Source organism: Candidatus Methylomirabilis sp. (assembly GCF_028716865.1).
Lineage (GTDB): Bacteria > Methylomirabilota > Methylomirabilia > Methylomirabilales > Methylomirabilaceae > Methylomirabilis.
In genome coordinates this window covers 23111-39000 of the sequence record NZ_JAQUOY010000007.1, presented here as the reverse complement: position 1 = coordinate 39000, position 15890 = coordinate 23111, and the positions used below count along the sequence as shown (strand labels likewise).

Here is a 15890-nt window from a genome sequence, read left to right as displayed (position 1 = left end):
TCGCCCCTCATCCCCAACTCTTTTACCCTAGACCCTCTCTTTGCCGTCCTGCAACCACGTCCGAAGTCGGAACTCGTACAGCCACGAGACGATCCGGAGCCCGCGGAGATCGTCGAAGTACGAGTAGATGACCGGGGTCACCAGCAGCGTGATCAGGAGGCAGAGGGTCTGCCCGCCGACGACGGCCGTGGCAAGTGAGGCTCGGGAGGCAGCACCGTCGCCCTTGCCTAAGGCAACCGGCAGCATTCCGGCAATAATGGCGAGCGTCGTCATGAGGATCGGCCGAAGCCTCGCGCGGTCGGCCTCCAATTGCGCCTCGTAGCGCGGCTTACCTCTCCCGCGCAACACATTCGTGAAGTCCACCTGGAGGATCGCATTCTTCTTGACGACTCCCATGAGAAGGAATAACCCCATGACGCTATAGATATTCAGGGTCTGACCTGCAGCCAAGAGGCTCACAAGACCGAAGGGGATCGACAGGAACATTGAGACCATGATGGTGATCGGGTGGATGAAGCTCTCGAACTGGGCCGCGAGGACAATATAGATGAACGCGATGGAGAGGACAAAGGCAATCGCGAAGTTGTAGAACGCCTCGGCCATCAACTTGCCGCGGCCAAGGTACGCGGTCGAGTAGCCGGGAGACATCGCTATCGCCTTGATGGCCGCATCGGCCTGGGCGGTCGCCTCCCCCAGCGCCATCTGGTGGAGGTTCGCCTGGACTGTAATCTGTCGCTCCTGGGCATAGCGGTCGATCTGCGCCGGCGCCCGTCCCGGGTTGAGTCTTACGATATTGTTCAGCTTCACCAGCCTGCCGGTAACGGTCGGCACCGTCAGGGCCGAGATGACGGACGCATCTTTCCGGTAGTCGTCCTTGAGTCGCAGGCGGACGTCGTACTGCTCCCCTCCCTCCCGGTAGAAACCGACCTTCTCCCCACCCACCATCGTCCGGAGCGTGAGCGCGACATCCTCCGCCCTGATCCCAAGATCGGACGCCTTCTGCCGATCGATCTGGACCTGGACCTCGGGTCGCCGCTGGGCCTGGCTGGTGTCTACGTCTACGAACCCGGGGATGGCAGTGAGGCGTTTGATGAGGGCCTGGGCGTAGCCATCGAGCTGCTGCAGGTCAGGGCCACGCAGCACGAGGTTGAACGGGGTCTGCTTGAAGCCGCCCCCCGAGATCAACCCGATCTGCTGCACGCTGATTCTCAGGTCCGGATGGGTCCTGAACATCTGTCGGACCTCCTGCATGATCGCCTGCTGCGAGCGTGTCCGCTGCCTCAGGTGCGTGAGTCCCACATAGATCGAGGCATCGGTAATGTTGGCCCGATCCTTCCCTTGCACCCCGATGCTGGTGAACAGGTGCTCCACCTCAGGGATGGTCTTCAGATCGGCCTCAAGCCGCTGAAGGATCCTGTCGCTCCGGTCGAGTGAGGAGCCGGGCGGCGTCTCGACGATGACCTCGAATTCGCTCATGTCGTCATCAACAACGAAATCCGGTTTCATCAGCCTGCCGATGAGGACGGTTGAGAGCAACAGGAACACGGCCAGCAGCAGGACAACAGCCCGGTGGTTCAGGCACCAGACGAGGAGCCGATCGTAGTGGCGCTCCAGAAAGGCATAGACGCGCGTCGCCTTGGATCCTTGATCGTGCGCTCGGTGTCCATCATGGCCTTCGCCGAACTCCTCCGATGGTTCGACCGAGCTCACCACAGGCTTCAGCATCCGGGCGGAGAGCATCGGGGTCAGGGTGAACGCTACCAGCAACGAGACGAGGATGGCGAAGGTCGCCGTCAGGCCAAAGCTGTTCCAGAACCGTCCCACGAGCCCCCCCATGAAGGCGACAGGGAGGAAGATGACCACCAGCGAGAGGGTCGTGGCCATGACTGCCAGGACAATCTCCTTGGCGCCGGTCACCGCCGCCTCCATCGGGGGACGATGTTCCTCCTCAATGTGGCGGAAGATATTCTCGAGTACGATGATGGCGTCGTCAATGACGATACCGGTGGAGAGGGAGAGACCCAGCATCGTGAGATTGTTCAGGGTAAAGCCGGCTATACGCATGATGGTGAAGGTGGCGATGATCGAAGCCGGGATCGAGATCGCGGCGATGAAGGCGGGCCGAAGGCGAGCGGTTGAAAGGAAGAGGATGACGGTAACGACAATCGACCCGACCACGACCGTGAGTAACAGCTCCGGATCGCCATAGAAGAACGCCAGGGTGAGACCCGCCAACAGTGCGCCCAGGACGACCTGTTCCCGTCGCACGAGGCGCCCGATGAAGAAGGCCACGATGAGGCTGGCCAGCAGCCCACCCAGCATCAGGTGCTCCTCCACCTCTGCGATCGAGCGCTTGATGAATCGCGACATGTCGCGCACCACCTGGAACTTGACATCCGGCGGCACGGTCTGTGCGATCTCTTGAAGCTTCGCCTTGACTCGCTCGACGACGGCCACGGTGTTGGTCCCGGACTGCTTCTGGACCAGGAGGGAGACGGCGTTCTTGCCGTCAAGGCGGGAGAGGGTGCGGGGCTCCTCTTCGCCGTCCAGCGCGGCGCCGATGTCTCGAATCCGGACTGGGGCACCCTTATAATCCGCCACGATCAGGTCGCCCCAATCCTCAGCCCGCTCGATCCGCCCCAACGTCCGAAGCCCCTGCTCCCGCGTCTGCCAGGTGATGTTGCCTCCAGGGATCTCAACGTTCTGACGCTGGACAGCCGCTTTGACCTGTTGGATCGAGAGGTTGTAGGCCTCGAGGCGGTGGGGATCCACGACAAGCTGGATCTCCCGCTTCCGGTCGCCGACAAGGGTGACTGCCCCGATGTCCTTGACGGTTTCGAGCTGCCGCTTGATCTTCTTGTCGGCGAGTTCCGTAATCTCGCGGGCCGAGCGCTTGCCCGAGACGACAATCGCCATGATCGGAGCCGCGTCGGGGTCGAACTTCTCGATCGCCGGGGCCTCGGTCCCCTGGGGAAACGCCGAGACGACCGCCGCCACCTTCTCCCGGACATCGTTGGCCGCCTCGTCGATCTTGCGCTCCAGGACAAACGTCACAAAGACCTGGGACTGCCCCTCGATGGTGGTCGACCGCAGTTCGTCGATCCCGTTGATCGTGTTGACGGCTTCCTCGATCCGCTTCGTGATGTTGCTCTCGATCTCCTCCGGGCTCGCGCCTTCCAGCCTCGTCGTGATCGTGACGGTGGGCATATCGACCTTGGGAAAGACATCGAGCCCTAGCTCCCGGAAGGACGCCAGTCCCATGACCACGAGGGAGATAATGAGCATCGTGGCGAAGACAGGCCGCTTGACGCAGATTTCAATTAAGGACATGGGTTTATTTCGCGACCACCTGAACCGTTGCGCCGCCGGACAGTTGACTCAGGCGCGAGGTAGCTACCTGCTCCCCAGGTTGAAGTCCCTCAACGATCTCAACCAGTCCGTCCTGGCGCTCGCCGACCGTGATCTGTCGCTCTTGGGCGACACCGTCCTTGACTACGAACGCCTTGGTGACCCCTACGAAATAATAGACGGCCTCCTCCGGGATAAAGGGAATGCCGCGGTCAAGCCGGATCTCAACCCGCGCCTTGGCGAAGGAGCCCGGCTTTAACAGCCCCTCGCGGTTGGGCACTCTAGCCTCGATCGGAAATGTCCGAGTGTCGGTAAAGACGGCCGGGCCGACCCGCTTTGCCGTCCCGCTGAATTCGCGGCCTGGATAGGCCTCAACCTGAACCTTCACCTCCTGGCCAGGCCGGATCTGTCCCTGGAATCGCTCCGGCACCGACGCCTTCAGCTTTAGGGGATCGTCACGGACGAGGGTCAGCAGCTTGGTATTCTGCATGCTGCCGCCGGCGATGTACTGGCCGGCGGACACGTCCCGCTCTTTGATGGAGCCATCGATGGGCGCTCGGATCACCGTGTACTGGAGGTTTCGACGGGCGAGATCCAGCGCCGCCTGTTGCTCCCTGAGTTGGTCCCGAAGCGCCCGTACCTGACCCAGCGCGTTGTCAAGCGCTGCCTTCAGGGCGTCGCGCTTCGCCATCGCCGTATCAACGTCGTTGCGTGAGACGGCCCCTTCCTTGTACAGGTTCTGCATCCGCTCGTACCACAAGGCGGCGTCATCATAGTTGGCCTTGGCCTGGCGAACGACCGGCTGCTGGTCGTCGGATAGTATATCTCTGCCATCCAGCGCGCCCAGTCGTGTCCGTGTTTGCTGGAGGATCGCCTCAGCCTTTTGAACCTGCAACTGAAAGTCAGCCTGGTTAATCTGAAGCAGCGGCTGCCCTGCCCTCACACGGTCACCCAGGTCAACCAAGATCTTGTCCACAGGCCCCGACACCTGGGCGTAGACCATCACCTCTTCGTCGGCTTCGAGGGTACCGACAACCTCTACGCGTCGCATCACATCCCTAGCCTCGACGGGGCCCACCGTGATCGCAATACTCTGCTCCTTCGCCGTAGGGGCGCTGTTCGCAGCCTGCTCCCGCGAACATCCCAAGAGGGGCAGCAGCAGAAGCAGCGAGAGCCCAATGCCTCTGGGCAGGAGGTGGTATCTCATTGCTCAATCCCCTTTAGAAAAATCGATACGAACTGCTCGACAACCTCTTCCGGTGAGGAGCGAGGCGGGCGTTTGACGCCGAACAGCTTATGGATCAGTAAATAATGGACGATCATCCCGATGAACCCGCGGGCGACAACCAGCGCATCGATCGAGCGGAACCGTCCCTCCTTGATCCGTCCTCGGATGTAGCTGCTCAGAAACTCGTGCAGCCTTTTGACCCGGGATTCAAAGAAGATCTCGGAGAGCTCATGCCCTTCGAGCGCACTGAACAGCAGGAGTCGCATGAGGCTTGGGTCGGCCTCCGTCTGCTCGATCATCTTCAGGCCTAGCGCCCGCAGGACGCCGGCGTCGTCTTTCCTTTTGGCGGCTGCCGCTGCGCTCGCCAGCAACTCCTCCGTCACCGACTTCGCCTCGATGATCGCGGAATACAGCTCGCGCTTCGTCGCAAAGTGCCTGTAGATCATCGCCTCGCTGATGCCGGCAGTCTCAGCAATCTCGCGCGTTCTGGTCCCTCTGAACCCTTTCCGAGAAAACAGCTCCACCGCCACCTCGACAATCTGCTCCCGGCGTTCTTCAGCACTCAGACGCGCTCCCATCCTGGCTCCTCTAAATCCCCCTCGCCCCCTTTACAAAATGGGGTTGGGGGGATTTCGATCGCTTCGTTTCTGACCCTCATCATGACACAAGTAAGCGCTTACATACTTATGCGATTCAATTAAAATGTCAATTCCTTTTTTGCCGCCGAAGCATAACGCTGGATAACAAGTTAAGGCAGTATTGGTGCGGCTTGGCAGTGCGGGATATTTCCGACTGGCGACCGTTCTCTACGTTGTGACCTTGAAGACCTGATCGTGCAGGCGGACGCGCTCGCGCACCTTGACCCCGATCACCTGGCCCGGTTCCGCTCGCTGGAGAGACTGGTGTTCAAGTTGGATCGAGTCCACCCGCTGGATAAAATCCGTCGTGTGGCCCTTAAAGCGGATGGTATCACCCACCACCAAATAACCTTCGGTGATCTCAATTCCGGCTACTCCCACTTTGGCGAAATACTCGTTGACGTAACCTACCTTCATCTCCGGCATGGCATTCCTCCTTACCCTTCAACAACAACTCCGCCCCTTCCGGCTGCCCCTTCCCCAGCAGATCCGTCATAACTCCTTCGAAGCATCGCGCCATGGCTTCATCATATCGTGACCCCGACACGGAGTCAAATCACCAGGGTCACCGACAATAAACTTCAGAGGCCGCACCTCCTGTTGTTGAATCCACTGGAGGTTCATTCCCCGCGACTTGTTGAGGGGTAGTTCATTTCATAAGACAGGGAGGACATCTAATTACTGCAAAAAACCGGTAGATATGATAGTATTATAATAAAGTTGAGTGACTGGCGTTGGGATGTAACGTCGATATGACACCGCACCTTTGGGCGGTGAGGAGGGGAACAACAGATCTATGAAAGTTGAGAAACTCGCGCCGCGAACTATCGCCTACTTCTCTATGGAGGTCGCACTCGAAAGCCCTCTGCCCACCTACAGCGGAGGGCTTGGCGTATTGGCGGGCGATACGCTGCGCAGCGCGGCCGACCTGGGGCTGTCCATGGTCGGTGTGACGCTGCTATATCGAAAGGGCTACTTTTCTCAACAGCTCGATGAAGAGGGGCGCCAACATGAGGAGCCTGCAGCATGGCCTATAGATCAATTCCTCCACCTCACGGACGGTACATGCCAGGTGGAGGTCGAAGGACGACAGGTTACCGTACGCGCATGGCAATATCTGATTACCGGGGTATCGGGTACCGTCGTTCCAGTGTTACTGTTGGATACTGATCTGCCCTGCAACGATCCCTATGACCGTACGCTGACCAACTACCTGTATGGCGGTGATCAGCGGTATCGCCTGTGCCAGGAGGTCATTCTCGGTGTGGGCGGTGTACGCATACTGCGGGTGATGGGGTACACCCGGGTCTTCAGGTTCCACATGAACGAAGGCCATGCCGCCCTGCTGGCTCTGGAACTATTGGCTGAGGCGCTCAAACAGACGCCCCAGCAGGCGGAAGACGCCATCGATCAGGTGAAGCGCCTCTGTGTCTTCACGACTCACACGCCGCTTCCCGCCGGCCACGATCAGTTCCCCCTCGATCTGGCCCAACGCATCTTGGATGCGGACCACTGGAAGGCGTTACAAACTCTCACACAACCCCTCAGTTGCTGTAACGGCTCGCTCAATATGACATGTGTCGGACTCCATCTGAGCAATTATGTCAACGGGGTGACCAAACGACACGGCGAGGTGTCACGTACCATGTTCCCGAACCTCCCCATCGACTCCATCACTAACGGCGTGCATTCCGCCACCTGGACCGCCCCGGCATTTCGCGCCCTGTATGATCGGTACACCCCGGATTGGCGAGAGGATAGCTTCTGCCTGCGGTATGCCCTCGGCATTCCCCTCGATGCCATTCGGCAGGCCCATGACGAGGCAAAGCAGTTGCTGATTAGAGAAGTCAACAGAACGGCCAACGCGGCCTTCGACCAGCATACCTTCACCATAGGCTTCGCACGGAGGGCGACGTCCTACAAGCGCCCGGATCTCCTTTTTTTTGATCCGGAGCGGCTCAGGCGTATTTCGGTCCAGCGCGGCCCGTTGCAGGTGATCTTTTCCGGAAAAGCGCATCCCAAGGATGAAGAGGGAAAGGCGCTCATTCAAAAAATATTCCACTGGGCGAAAGAGCTGGCGCCTGAGGTCAAGATCGCCTACCTGCCCAACTACGATATGGAGCTGGGCCTGTTGCTCACCTCAGGCGCGGACCTCTGGCTGAATACGCCACAGCCGCCATATGAAGCATCCGGCACCAGCGGGATGAAGGCGGCCCACAACGGGGTGCCGAGCCTCAGCGTGCTCGACGGCTGGTGGCTGGAAGTGCTTGTGGAAGGGGTGACGGGCTGGGCTATCGGTTCTCGAGACAACGGAACAGTAGTCGAGAGGCGAGATGACAAGGACGCAGAGGAACTCTACTGTAAGCTGGAGGACACGATCCTGCCTCTCTACTACCTCGACCCCACCCGATGGGCGGAGGTGATGCGATTTACTATTGCGCTCAACGCCTCTTTCTTCAATACAGATAGGATGATCCACGAGTACGCCACGCACGCCTACCGCGATCGATAGCCGCCAGGCGCCCTGCCGCCGGTTCCGGTTGCTCACCTGTCACGCTTCCTCTATAATGTCCGGATAATGATCTCCGCCGAGGAAACCACGGTACTGCCAACCTGTGACGATCCACGTCTGCGTCGAGATATGACTCAGTCGCTTCAGCAGGGACTGGACGATCTGAAGATCGAGGGCCAGTACCGCTGGCTCAGACAGGTCGACGGTCCACAAGGCCCACGGATTCACGTAGACGGTAGGGAGGTGATCCACCTTGCCGGAAGCGACTATCTTGGCCTGGCCTGCCACCCGCGACTGAAAGAGGCCGCCTGCCAGGCTACCCTGCGGTACGGCTGCGGCGCCGCCTCTGCCCGTCTGATCTCGGGTAACTACGATCTCTATCCCCAACTGGAGGAACGGCTTGCCCGCTTCAAACAGGCCGAGGCCGCCCTCCTGTTCAGCACCGGGTACCAGGCCAACCTGGGTGTCATCTCTGCTCTGATGGACTCACAGGACGTGGTGTTCAGCGATGCGCTGAATCATGCCAGCATCGTTGACGGCTGTCGCCTGTCGCGAGCTCAGGTTCGAATCTTCCCGCACAACGACCTCACTGCCTTGGAGCGACTGTTAAAACGAGAGGTCTCCGCCGGACGACGGCTCATCGTGGTCGACGGCCTCTACAGTATGGATGGGGATGTCGCGCCCCTTGGAGAGATCGTCGGACTGGCGGAACGCTACGACTGCATGACGATGGTGGACGACTCCCATGGCATCGGCGTGCTGGGTGAGACCGGGCGCGGGACCGCCGAGGCGACGGGCGTGCTGGGCCGGATCGACATCGAGACCGGAAGCCTCGCCAAAGCGCTCGGCGGCTTCGGGGCCTACGTGGTCGGGAGCCGCACCGTCATCGAGTACCTGATCAACCGGGCGAGACCCTTTATCTTTACCTGCGCGCTGCCGCCTGCGGTGCCGGCAACCGTAATCGAGGCACTCACCATCGTGGAACAAGAGCCGGAACTGCGGCAACGGCTGTGGGATAACACCCGGTACATTCGGGCAGGTCTGCGCGATGTTGGATTTGACGTGAGCGAGAGCGGGACCCAGATTATCCCTCTGATGGTGGGAGAGCCTGAGATCGCCATGCGCTTCTGTCAGGAACTTCTGGACCGCGGTGTCTTTGCTCAGGGGATCCGCTACCCTGCCGTGCCGCGCGGGACCGAACGGATCCGGCTCACTGTGGCGGCCTCGCACACCAAGGCAGATCTGGATACCGCGCTGACCACTCTGGCCGAGGCGGGGCGGGCACTCCAACTCATCTAGCTTTCCTTCCGAAAGGAAGCAGCAGAACAGGGGAGCAACGATGGCGCAACCCAGTGGAAGCGATTCAGATCTCAAGGGCAGACAGATCGCTCTTCTGCTGCTCTTACTGGTCGTCTTAGCGGTTGGAAGTCAGACGGTTCCCTTCTACTCTGACTGGCTCTGGTTCCAGGAGGTGAAGCTTCCCAAGGTCTTCCTGACGATCCTCACGACGCAACTGACGCTCGCCATCGCATTCGGCCTGGCCTTTGCGGTCCTGGTGTACGTGAACCTGTTCCTGGCCAGCCGATTTACGGCCACCGATGTCCTCCTTGAGGTGGAGGATCGGTTCGGCCTCCCCAGCCGCCTGGTGATCGAACCGTACTTCCGCCGACTGTTGATCCCCGGCGCCCTCGGACTTGGAGTTCTCTCGGCATTCCGTGGGGCCGCCGAGTGGGAGAGTTACATCCGCTTTGCCCACGCGTTACCCTTCGGTATTTCGGATCCGATCTTTCAGACGGACGTCGGCTTCTATGTTTTCCAACTCCCCTTCTACTCTTTTCTGTACAGTTGGCTGATCACCTCGGTCGGCCTGACCCTCTTGGTGACCACCCTGACCTATCTTCTCTTCCGGGGCATACAGATCACGGCTCGGGGACCCATCATTGCCCGGCTGCCGAGGGCGCATCTGCTCGTGCTCGGCGCATTACTGTTCCTGATTAAGGCCGTTGGTTACCGGCTCGACACCTACCAGCTCCTCTACTCCCCTCGCGGAATGGTCTTCGGCGCCGGCTATAGCGACATCAACGCCAACCTCCCGGCCCTCAACTTTCTCACGATCCTGGCCATCTTTGTCGCTATCCTCTGCATGGCCCAAATCTTCCAGCGCGGCTGGAGATTGGTCCTGGTCGGCCTCGGCATGCTGGTCGTTGCCAGCGTCATCGGCCAAGGTCTGTATCCCGGCTTCATCCAGCGCTTTCGCGTCGTCCCGAACGAGATCGTTGCCGAGAGTCCCTACATCACCCACAACATTCGCTTCACCCGCCAGGCGTACGGACTTGACCGGATCGACGAGCGAGAGTTTCCGGCGGAGGAAACCCTGACCCGGGAGGACCTGCGGCGCAACGATCTGACGATCAAGAACATCCGGCTCTGGGATCACCGTCCACTGCTGACGACGTACGGCCAGCTCCAGGAGATCCGGACCTATTATAAATTCGTGGACGTGGACAACGACCGGTACAAGATCGACGGCGAGTATCGGCAGGTCATGCTCTCGGCCAGAGAGATGTCGTATGAACATCTTCCCGGCCGGAGTTGGATCAATGAGCATCTGATCTTTACCCACGGCTACGGGGTCGTCCTCGGGCCCGTGAACCGGGTCACCCCGGAGGGGCTGCCGGAGTTCCTAATCAAGGACATCCCGCCTGTCTCAACCACGCCGATCAAGGTTACGCGCCCGGAGATCTATTTCAGCGAGCTCGCCAACGACTACGTCATCGTCAAGACGCAAGCCCAGGAACTGGATTACCCCTCGGGTGACAAGAACGTCTATAGCACCTACACCGGTGAGGGGGGCGTGCCGCTCACGTCCCTTGGACGAAAACTCCTGTTCGCCACCCGCTTCGGGACGCTCAAGATCCTCCTCTCGCAAGACCTGACGTTGGACAGCCGGATCATGTATCACCGACAGATCTCTGAGCGAGTCCAGAAGGCGGCGCCCTTTTTACACTTCGACCGGGATCCGTATCTGGTCATCGCTCGGGACGGCCGTCTGTTCTGGATCATCGACGCCTACACCATCTCGAATATGTACCCGTACTCCGAACCGATCCGCGGCGTGGGCAACTATATCCGTAACTCAGTCAAGGTGGTGGTGGACGCCTACAACGGAAGTCTCAGCTTCTACCTGGCCGATCCCACCGATCCGGTGATCAAGGTCTACGACCGGGCATTCCCTGGACTCTTTCAACCGCTCGAGGCGATGCCGGACGATCTGAAGACCCATCTTCGCTATCCGCAAGGGATGTTCAACATCCAGGCCAGGCTCTACAGCACCTACCACATGCAGGACCCCCAGGTCTTTTACAACAAAGAAGATCTCTGGAGCATCCCCGCTGAGATGGAGCCGTACTACACCATCATGCGGCTTCCAGGCGAGACGAAGGAAGAGTTTATCCTCCTCTTGCCGTTCACGCCGAATAAGAAAGACAACATGATTGCCTGGATCGCGGCCCGCAGCGACCCGCCGCACTACGGGAAGCTCACCGCCTTCAACTTCCCCAAGGCAAAGCTGGTCTACGGCCCGAGACAGATCAACGCCCGTATCGACCAGGATTCCTTTATCTCGCAGCAGCTCTCGCTTTGGAGCCAACGCGGCTCTACCGTAATCCGAGGCAGCATGTTGGCCATCCCGATCGAGCGGTCGCTGCTCTACGTCCAGCCGCTCTACCTGGCGGCTGAGAAAGGGTCGCTTCCTGAACTGAAGCGGATCATCGTCGCGCATGGGAGCCAGATCGCCATGGAAGAGAGCCTCGACGCCGCTCTGGCCAAAGTCTTTGGCGGCGCGGCAAGGGGACCCGTCACGGCCATGATTCCGCCTGGCGCAGCCGCCATCCCACAGGTTGACAGCTCACTTAAGGCGCTGGCGGCTCGCGCCTACGACCATTACACGCGGGCACAGGACCTGCTTCGGCAGGGCAACTTCGCCGGCTACGGCGAAGAGGTTAAGCGGCTCGAGTCGGCGCTGAAGGAACTCCGCACCCGCGCCGGTAAGTAACCAGTATTGCGGTATTGTAGGTCGGGTTAGCGTAGCGTAACCCGACAAGTCTGTCAGCGGGTGTACCTATCTCTCCGGCTGGTCTCCTGACCGCTCATTTCATGCGACCGCAGCATCGTAGGTCGGGTTAGCCCAGCGTAACCCGACAATCCGATTGCCTCATTCCTGCCCCACCCCCTCGAAATCCATCGCACCCTGTCCCCAATCCGCGGGATATACCCCCGCCTCAACATAATACCGGCGAAAGCTGGAATATGGCCACGCCCCATCGCCGATGGTACAAGCCCATGTTTGACCGGGTTGAAATGCACATACTCCACATGTCGAATGACATCGACTTCGTCCCGGAGCACGTGCTCCCAGTAGCGCTGCTGCCATACCGCCTGTTCCTGTTTCGCTGTCCGTACGCGATTCGTCTCGGTGCGTATTGCCGGGTCACAGTGCTTGGTGAACCACGTCTTGATAAGCCGCCAGCGCGTCGCAAAGTCGGCGTCGCCCGGCGGCAGCGTCCAGATGCAATGCAGATGATCGGGCAGCACCACGATTGCGTCCACCTCGAAAGGGCGAGATGTACGCACCGCGCGAAATGCCGCTCGTAACACCGCGACCGCATCCACAGACGCAAAGAGCGGCCGGCGTTGCGCCGTCACCACGGTGAAGAAGAACGAGCCGCCTGGAATGAATGCGCGCCGGTATCGCATTGGTTTCGTCGGGTTACGCTGCGCTAACCCGACCTACTCGACTTCGGTCTTTTTTACCGAGCCTACAGATCACGCGATACCCCTCTGAGGTCTAAGGTTTTGAGTAAGCCGCGCGAGCTTTGCGAACGCCAAACTCCACCCGGTTATTAGCTGCCACCCTCAGGTTTTTACATCCCACTGCTGATACGACCAACCCAATAACCCGGTCGACGGCTGTGGTGAGCCACCGCCAGGATGAGTAAAACGTCCTCCTCAATTGAGTAGATGAGCGAATACCGAAACTTCTGGAGTATACGCTTCCGGATGCCCGGTCGAATCTCCTCGGCCGATTCTGGAAATTGTGAGATGAGCTTCTCGGTCCTCCGAACCTCGGCAAAGAACCGTCGCCCCAACCCGTTAGCTCGGAGTTCGAGGTAGCCGATCTCGTGCAGCAACTCGTCCTCGGCTGCCTCGTGGTACCTGACAGACGTCACCGGAAAAGTCTTTCCGCTTGTTTGTGGACCTTTTCGGCCGGAACCGCCTTAGCACGGCCTGCGCGGTACTCATCCAGCCGCCTTTGCGCTTCCTCTGCCCACAGGCGCTCCGCTTCTTCCTCGCTCAACTCTTCCAGGCTGGCCAAAAGTCTTTCCGCCAAAGCGGCACGATCATGGACGTCTAGGCTCATGGCGTCCTTGAGGATCTCAGCTAAGTTAAGCATGTTACCCTCCGTGTTCACTCTCTATGGTTTGCGCCTAATGGGGAGAAACCCGCTGGCAATTTACTCGCATTACATATCCCTCCCATTTGGTGGGTTGTCAACGAGAAAAAGTAATGCTGGATAATTCGCCTTTACAACCTTTGGCCTGTTCAGTACTCTTTGCTTAGAAAATCCCCCTCACCCACGCCCTCTCCCCCAGAGGGGGGCGAGGGGCATCAAAACATTCCTCTCCCCACCTGGGGGGAGAGGATGAAGGTGAAGGGGGCTCGGAGGTCCGATGTCATCAGCTATCAGGCGTGCGGCAGTACTGGGCGCGGGGGTGATGGGGAGTGGGATTGCTGCCCATCTTGCGAATGCCGGTATCCCCACCTTCCTGCTTGACATCGTGCCGCCCGAACTGACCGAGGAAGATCGGCGTAAGGGGCTGACCAGGGAAAGTCCCGCGTTCCGCAATCGCTTTGCGGCCAAAGGTCTTGAGGCCGCCCTCAAGGCTTCTCCACCCGCTTTCTTTTCGCCCAAAGACGCCCGCCTGATCACTATCGGAAATATCGAAGACCATCTCGAGTGGCTGTCTCAAGCCGACTGGATTATCGAGGCGGTGCCTGAGCGACTTGAGGCCAAGCAGGCGCTCTTTGCCAAGGTTGACGCCCACCGTAGACCGGGAAGTCTTATCAGCAGCAACACCTCAGGGATCTCGATCCGACGCCTCGCGGAGGGGCGGTCTGTCGATTTCCGACTTCACTTTCTGGGCACGCACTTCTTTAACCCCCCGCGGTACATGAAGCTCCTGGAACTGATCCCCGGCCCAGAGACACTGCCAGAGGTGATGCAAGGGCTGGCTGCCTTCGCGGAACGGAGGCTTGGCAAGGGGATCGTCTTCGCTAAGGATACTCCGAACTTTATCGCCAACCGGATCGCCGCCTTCGGCCTCTTTACCGCCATGCGACTCATGGTGGGGGGCGACTACTCGATCGAGGAGGTTGACCGGCTTACCGGCAGTGCCATCGGTCACCCCAAGACCGCCACATTTCGAACCGCCGATCTCGTCGGCCTCGATACGGTCGTACACATTGCCACCAATATCGCCGAGGCTCTCTCAGATGATCAGGAGCGACCGGCCTATACTATTCCGCCATTCCTGTCAGAGCTGGTGAAGCGCGGCTGGTTGGGCGAGAAGGCCGGCCAAGGGTTCTACAAGCGAATCAAAGGGACCGAAGGCAGCGAGATCCTGGTCCTTGATTACAAGACGATGGAGTACCGGCAGCAGCGGCCGGTGGCCTTCCCCTCACTCGACATGGTCCAGGGGATCGAGGAGCCCGTGGAGCGACTCCGTGCGCTGGCCTATGCCGATGACCGCGCCGGTCGTTACGTGTGGCAGCTCTTACGCGAGACCCTGCTCTACGCTGCAGATCGAATCCCTGAGATCGCTGACGACATCGGCAGTGTGGACCAGGCCATGAAGCTGGGCTTCGGCTGGGAGCTTGGGCCGTTCGAGCTCTGGGATGCCCTGGGAATCAAAAAGGCGAGCGCCCGAATGGCACAAGAGGGCAAGACACTTCCCCCGCTGGTGACCGCGCTGCTTCAAAGCGGCGCCGAGAGCTTCTACCGCCGGGAGGCAGGACGGCAGTACGCCTTTGACCTCGGGACAGCCGAACAGGTTGAGATCTCGGCGCGACCTGGGATCATTCATCTCCAGACGCTGCATGAGCAGCAACAGGTGGTTACTCGCAATTCCGGCGCATCGCTGGTCGACCTGGGAGATGGGGTCGCCTGCCTGCAGTTCCACTCCAAGAACAACGCCATCGGCCCTGATATTCTTCAGATGATACGGACGAGCCTGCAGCTTTGCGCCGAGCGATTCGATGCCCTCGTCATCGGGAATCAGGGAAGACACTTCTGTGTCGGCGCGAACCTGATGGCCCTCCTCTTTGAGGCGCAGGAGGAGAACTGGGACGACATCGAGCTGATGATACGGGCCTTCCAGGATGCCGACATGGCGCTCAAGTGTTTCGAGAAGCCGGTGGTAGCGGCCCCATTTTCCATGACGCTCGGCGGGGGCTGCGAGATCTGTCTGCACACCGCGCGGATCCGCGCCGCCGCCGAAACCTACATCGGGCTCGTGGAGGTAGGCGTCGGGCTGATCCCGGCCGCAGGCGGCTGCAAGGAGATGCTGCTCCGAAGCCTGGAAGGGATCCCGGAAGGGGCCGAGGTGGATCTGCTGCCGTTTTTCCGCTATGCCTTCGAAACGATCGCCTTCGCCAAGGTCTCAACCAGCGCGAAGGATGCGCAGCGACTCGGCTACCTCAGGTCGGCCGATACGTTTTCAATAAATCAGGATCGCCTACTGCACGAGGCGAAGCAGGTAGCGCTTGGGCTGGTCGCCCAAGGGTACACCCCGCCCCAGCCAAGAGATGACATCAAGGTTCTGGGGACGCGCGCCATCGCCGTAGCCGACACGCAGTTGTATAATATGAAGTGTGGGGGCTACATCAGCGATCATGACGAGCGGATCGCCAGGAAGCTGGCCAATGTCCTGGCCGGCGGCGATGTGGTACCAGGGACCTTGGTCAGCGAGGCGCATCTCCTGGATCTGGAGCGGGAGGCGTTTCTCAGTCTGTGCGGTGAACGGAAGTCCCAGGAACGTATACAGCATATGCTGAAGACGGGCAAGCCGCTGAGGAACTGAAGAATAGGGGTTGGGGTTCGGGAGTA

10 protein-coding genes and 1 pseudogene are annotated in these 15890 nt (G+C 59.9%); 4 read left to right on the top strand and 7 right to left on the bottom strand.

All coding sequences use genetic code 11. The annotated features are described in order from the left end of the window. Positions 1-27: 27 nt before the first annotated feature. The 4 genes from PHV01_RS04535 to PHV01_RS04520 all read right to left on the bottom strand — a co-directional run bounded on the left by PHV01_RS04535 (position 28) and on the right by PHV01_RS04520 (position 5640). A complete protein-coding gene (locus PHV01_RS04535) occupies positions 28-3330 on the bottom strand; it encodes an efflux RND transporter permease subunit (RefSeq protein ID WP_337289954.1) in 3303 nt (1100 codons plus the stop codon). Positions 3331-3334: 4 nt separating this feature from the next. Next, on the bottom strand, positions 3335-4555 hold the full coding sequence (locus tag PHV01_RS04530) for an efflux RND transporter periplasmic adaptor subunit (protein WP_337289953.1): 1221 nt from the start codon (positions 4553-4555) through the stop codon (positions 3335-3337). Then, positions 4552-5154 (bottom strand): TetR/AcrR family transcriptional regulator, encoded by a 603-nt coding sequence (locus tag PHV01_RS04525; protein ID WP_337289952.1) that lies wholly within the window; start codon positions 5152-5154, stop codon positions 4552-4554. The genes PHV01_RS04530 and PHV01_RS04525 overlap by 4 nt, the downstream gene beginning before the upstream one ends. 228 nt (positions 5155-5382) lie before the next feature. Next, the gene (locus PHV01_RS04520) at positions 5383-5640 is read right to left on the bottom strand and encodes an EF-Tu/IF-2/RF-3 family GTPase (RefSeq protein WP_337289951.1); all 258 of its coding nucleotides are present in this window, start codon (positions 5638-5640) and stop codon (positions 5383-5385) included. Between the two features lie 370 nt (positions 5641-6010). Between PHV01_RS04520 and glgP the strand changes: the two genes are divergently transcribed. The 3 genes from glgP to PHV01_RS04505 all read left to right on the top strand — a co-directional run bounded on the left by glgP (position 6011) and on the right by PHV01_RS04505 (position 11780). Beyond that, on the top strand, positions 6011-7726 hold the full coding sequence (gene glgP, locus PHV01_RS04515) for an alpha-glucan family phosphorylase (protein WP_337289950.1): 1716 nt from the start codon (positions 6011-6013) through the stop codon (positions 7724-7726). Between the two features lie 129 nt (positions 7727-7855). Then, positions 7856-9025 carry an 8-amino-7-oxononanoate synthase gene (bioF, locus tag PHV01_RS04510; protein ID WP_337290008.1) on the top strand — a complete coding sequence of 390 codons (1170 nt, stop codon included), beginning with the start codon at positions 7856-7858 and terminating at the stop codon, positions 9023-9025. A gap of 40 nt (positions 9026-9065) precedes the next feature. Continuing rightward, positions 9066-11780, top strand: a complete 2715-nt coding sequence (locus PHV01_RS04505) for a UPF0182 family protein (RefSeq protein ID WP_337289949.1) — start codon at positions 9066-9068, stop codon at positions 11778-11780. 159 nt (positions 11781-11939) lie between these two features. Here the strand turns inward: PHV01_RS04505 and PHV01_RS04500 are convergent. The 3 genes and pseudogenes from PHV01_RS04500 to PHV01_RS04490 all read right to left on the bottom strand — a co-directional run bounded on the left by PHV01_RS04500 (position 11940) and on the right by PHV01_RS04490 (position 13178). Beyond that, a pseudogene (locus tag PHV01_RS04500) lies at positions 11940-12481 on the bottom strand (transposase). Between the two features lie 167 nt (positions 12482-12648). Continuing rightward, positions 12649-12954: a type II toxin-antitoxin system RelE/ParE family toxin gene (locus PHV01_RS04495; RefSeq protein ID WP_337289948.1), complete on the bottom strand. Its 306-nt coding sequence runs from the start codon at positions 12952-12954 to the stop codon at positions 12649-12651. After that, positions 12951-13178: an addiction module protein gene (locus PHV01_RS04490; RefSeq protein ID WP_337289947.1), complete on the bottom strand. Its 228-nt coding sequence runs from the start codon at positions 13176-13178 to the stop codon at positions 12951-12953. The genes PHV01_RS04495 and PHV01_RS04490 overlap by 4 nt, the downstream gene beginning before the upstream one ends. A 277-nt stretch (positions 13179-13455) precedes the next feature. On the opposite strand from PHV01_RS04490, the gene PHV01_RS04485 reads away from it, so the two are divergent. After that, positions 13456-15864: a 3-hydroxyacyl-CoA dehydrogenase NAD-binding domain-containing protein gene (locus PHV01_RS04485; protein WP_337289946.1), complete on the top strand. Its 2409-nt coding sequence runs from the start codon at positions 13456-13458 to the stop codon at positions 15862-15864. Positions 15865-15890 lie beyond the last annotated feature (26 nt).

What these genes read in the sequence shown, in the direction of transcription:
- bioF (WP_337290008.1), top strand. Translation starts at nt 7,856, where the DNA reads ATGACTCAGTCGCTTCAGCAGGGACTGGACGATCTGAAGATCGAGGGC.
- PHV01_RS04520 (WP_337289951.1), bottom strand. Translation starts at nt 5,640, where the DNA reads ATGCCGGAGATGAAGGTAGGTTACGTCAACGAGTATTTCGCCAAAGTG.
- glgP (WP_337289950.1), top strand. Translation starts at nt 6,011, where the DNA reads ATGAAAGTTGAGAAACTCGCGCCGCGAACTATCGCCTACTTCTCTATG.
- PHV01_RS04535 (WP_337289954.1), bottom strand. Translation starts at nt 3,330, where the DNA reads ATGTCCTTAATTGAAATCTGCGTCAAGCGGCCTGTCTTCGCCACGATG.
- PHV01_RS04490 (WP_337289947.1), bottom strand. Translation starts at nt 13,178, where the DNA reads ATGCTTAACTTAGCTGAGATCCTCAAGGACGCCATGAGCCTAGACGTC.
- PHV01_RS04485 (WP_337289946.1), top strand. Translation starts at nt 13,456, where the DNA reads ATGTCATCAGCTATCAGGCGTGCGGCAGTACTGGGCGCGGGGGTGATG.
- PHV01_RS04525 (WP_337289952.1), bottom strand. Translation starts at nt 5,154, where the DNA reads ATGGGAGCGCGTCTGAGTGCTGAAGAACGCCGGGAGCAGATTGTCGAG.
- PHV01_RS04530 (WP_337289953.1), bottom strand. Translation starts at nt 4,555, where the DNA reads ATGAGATACCACCTCCTGCCCAGAGGCATTGGGCTCTCGCTGCTTCTG.
- PHV01_RS04505 (WP_337289949.1), top strand. Translation starts at nt 9,066, where the DNA reads ATGGCGCAACCCAGTGGAAGCGATTCAGATCTCAAGGGCAGACAGATC.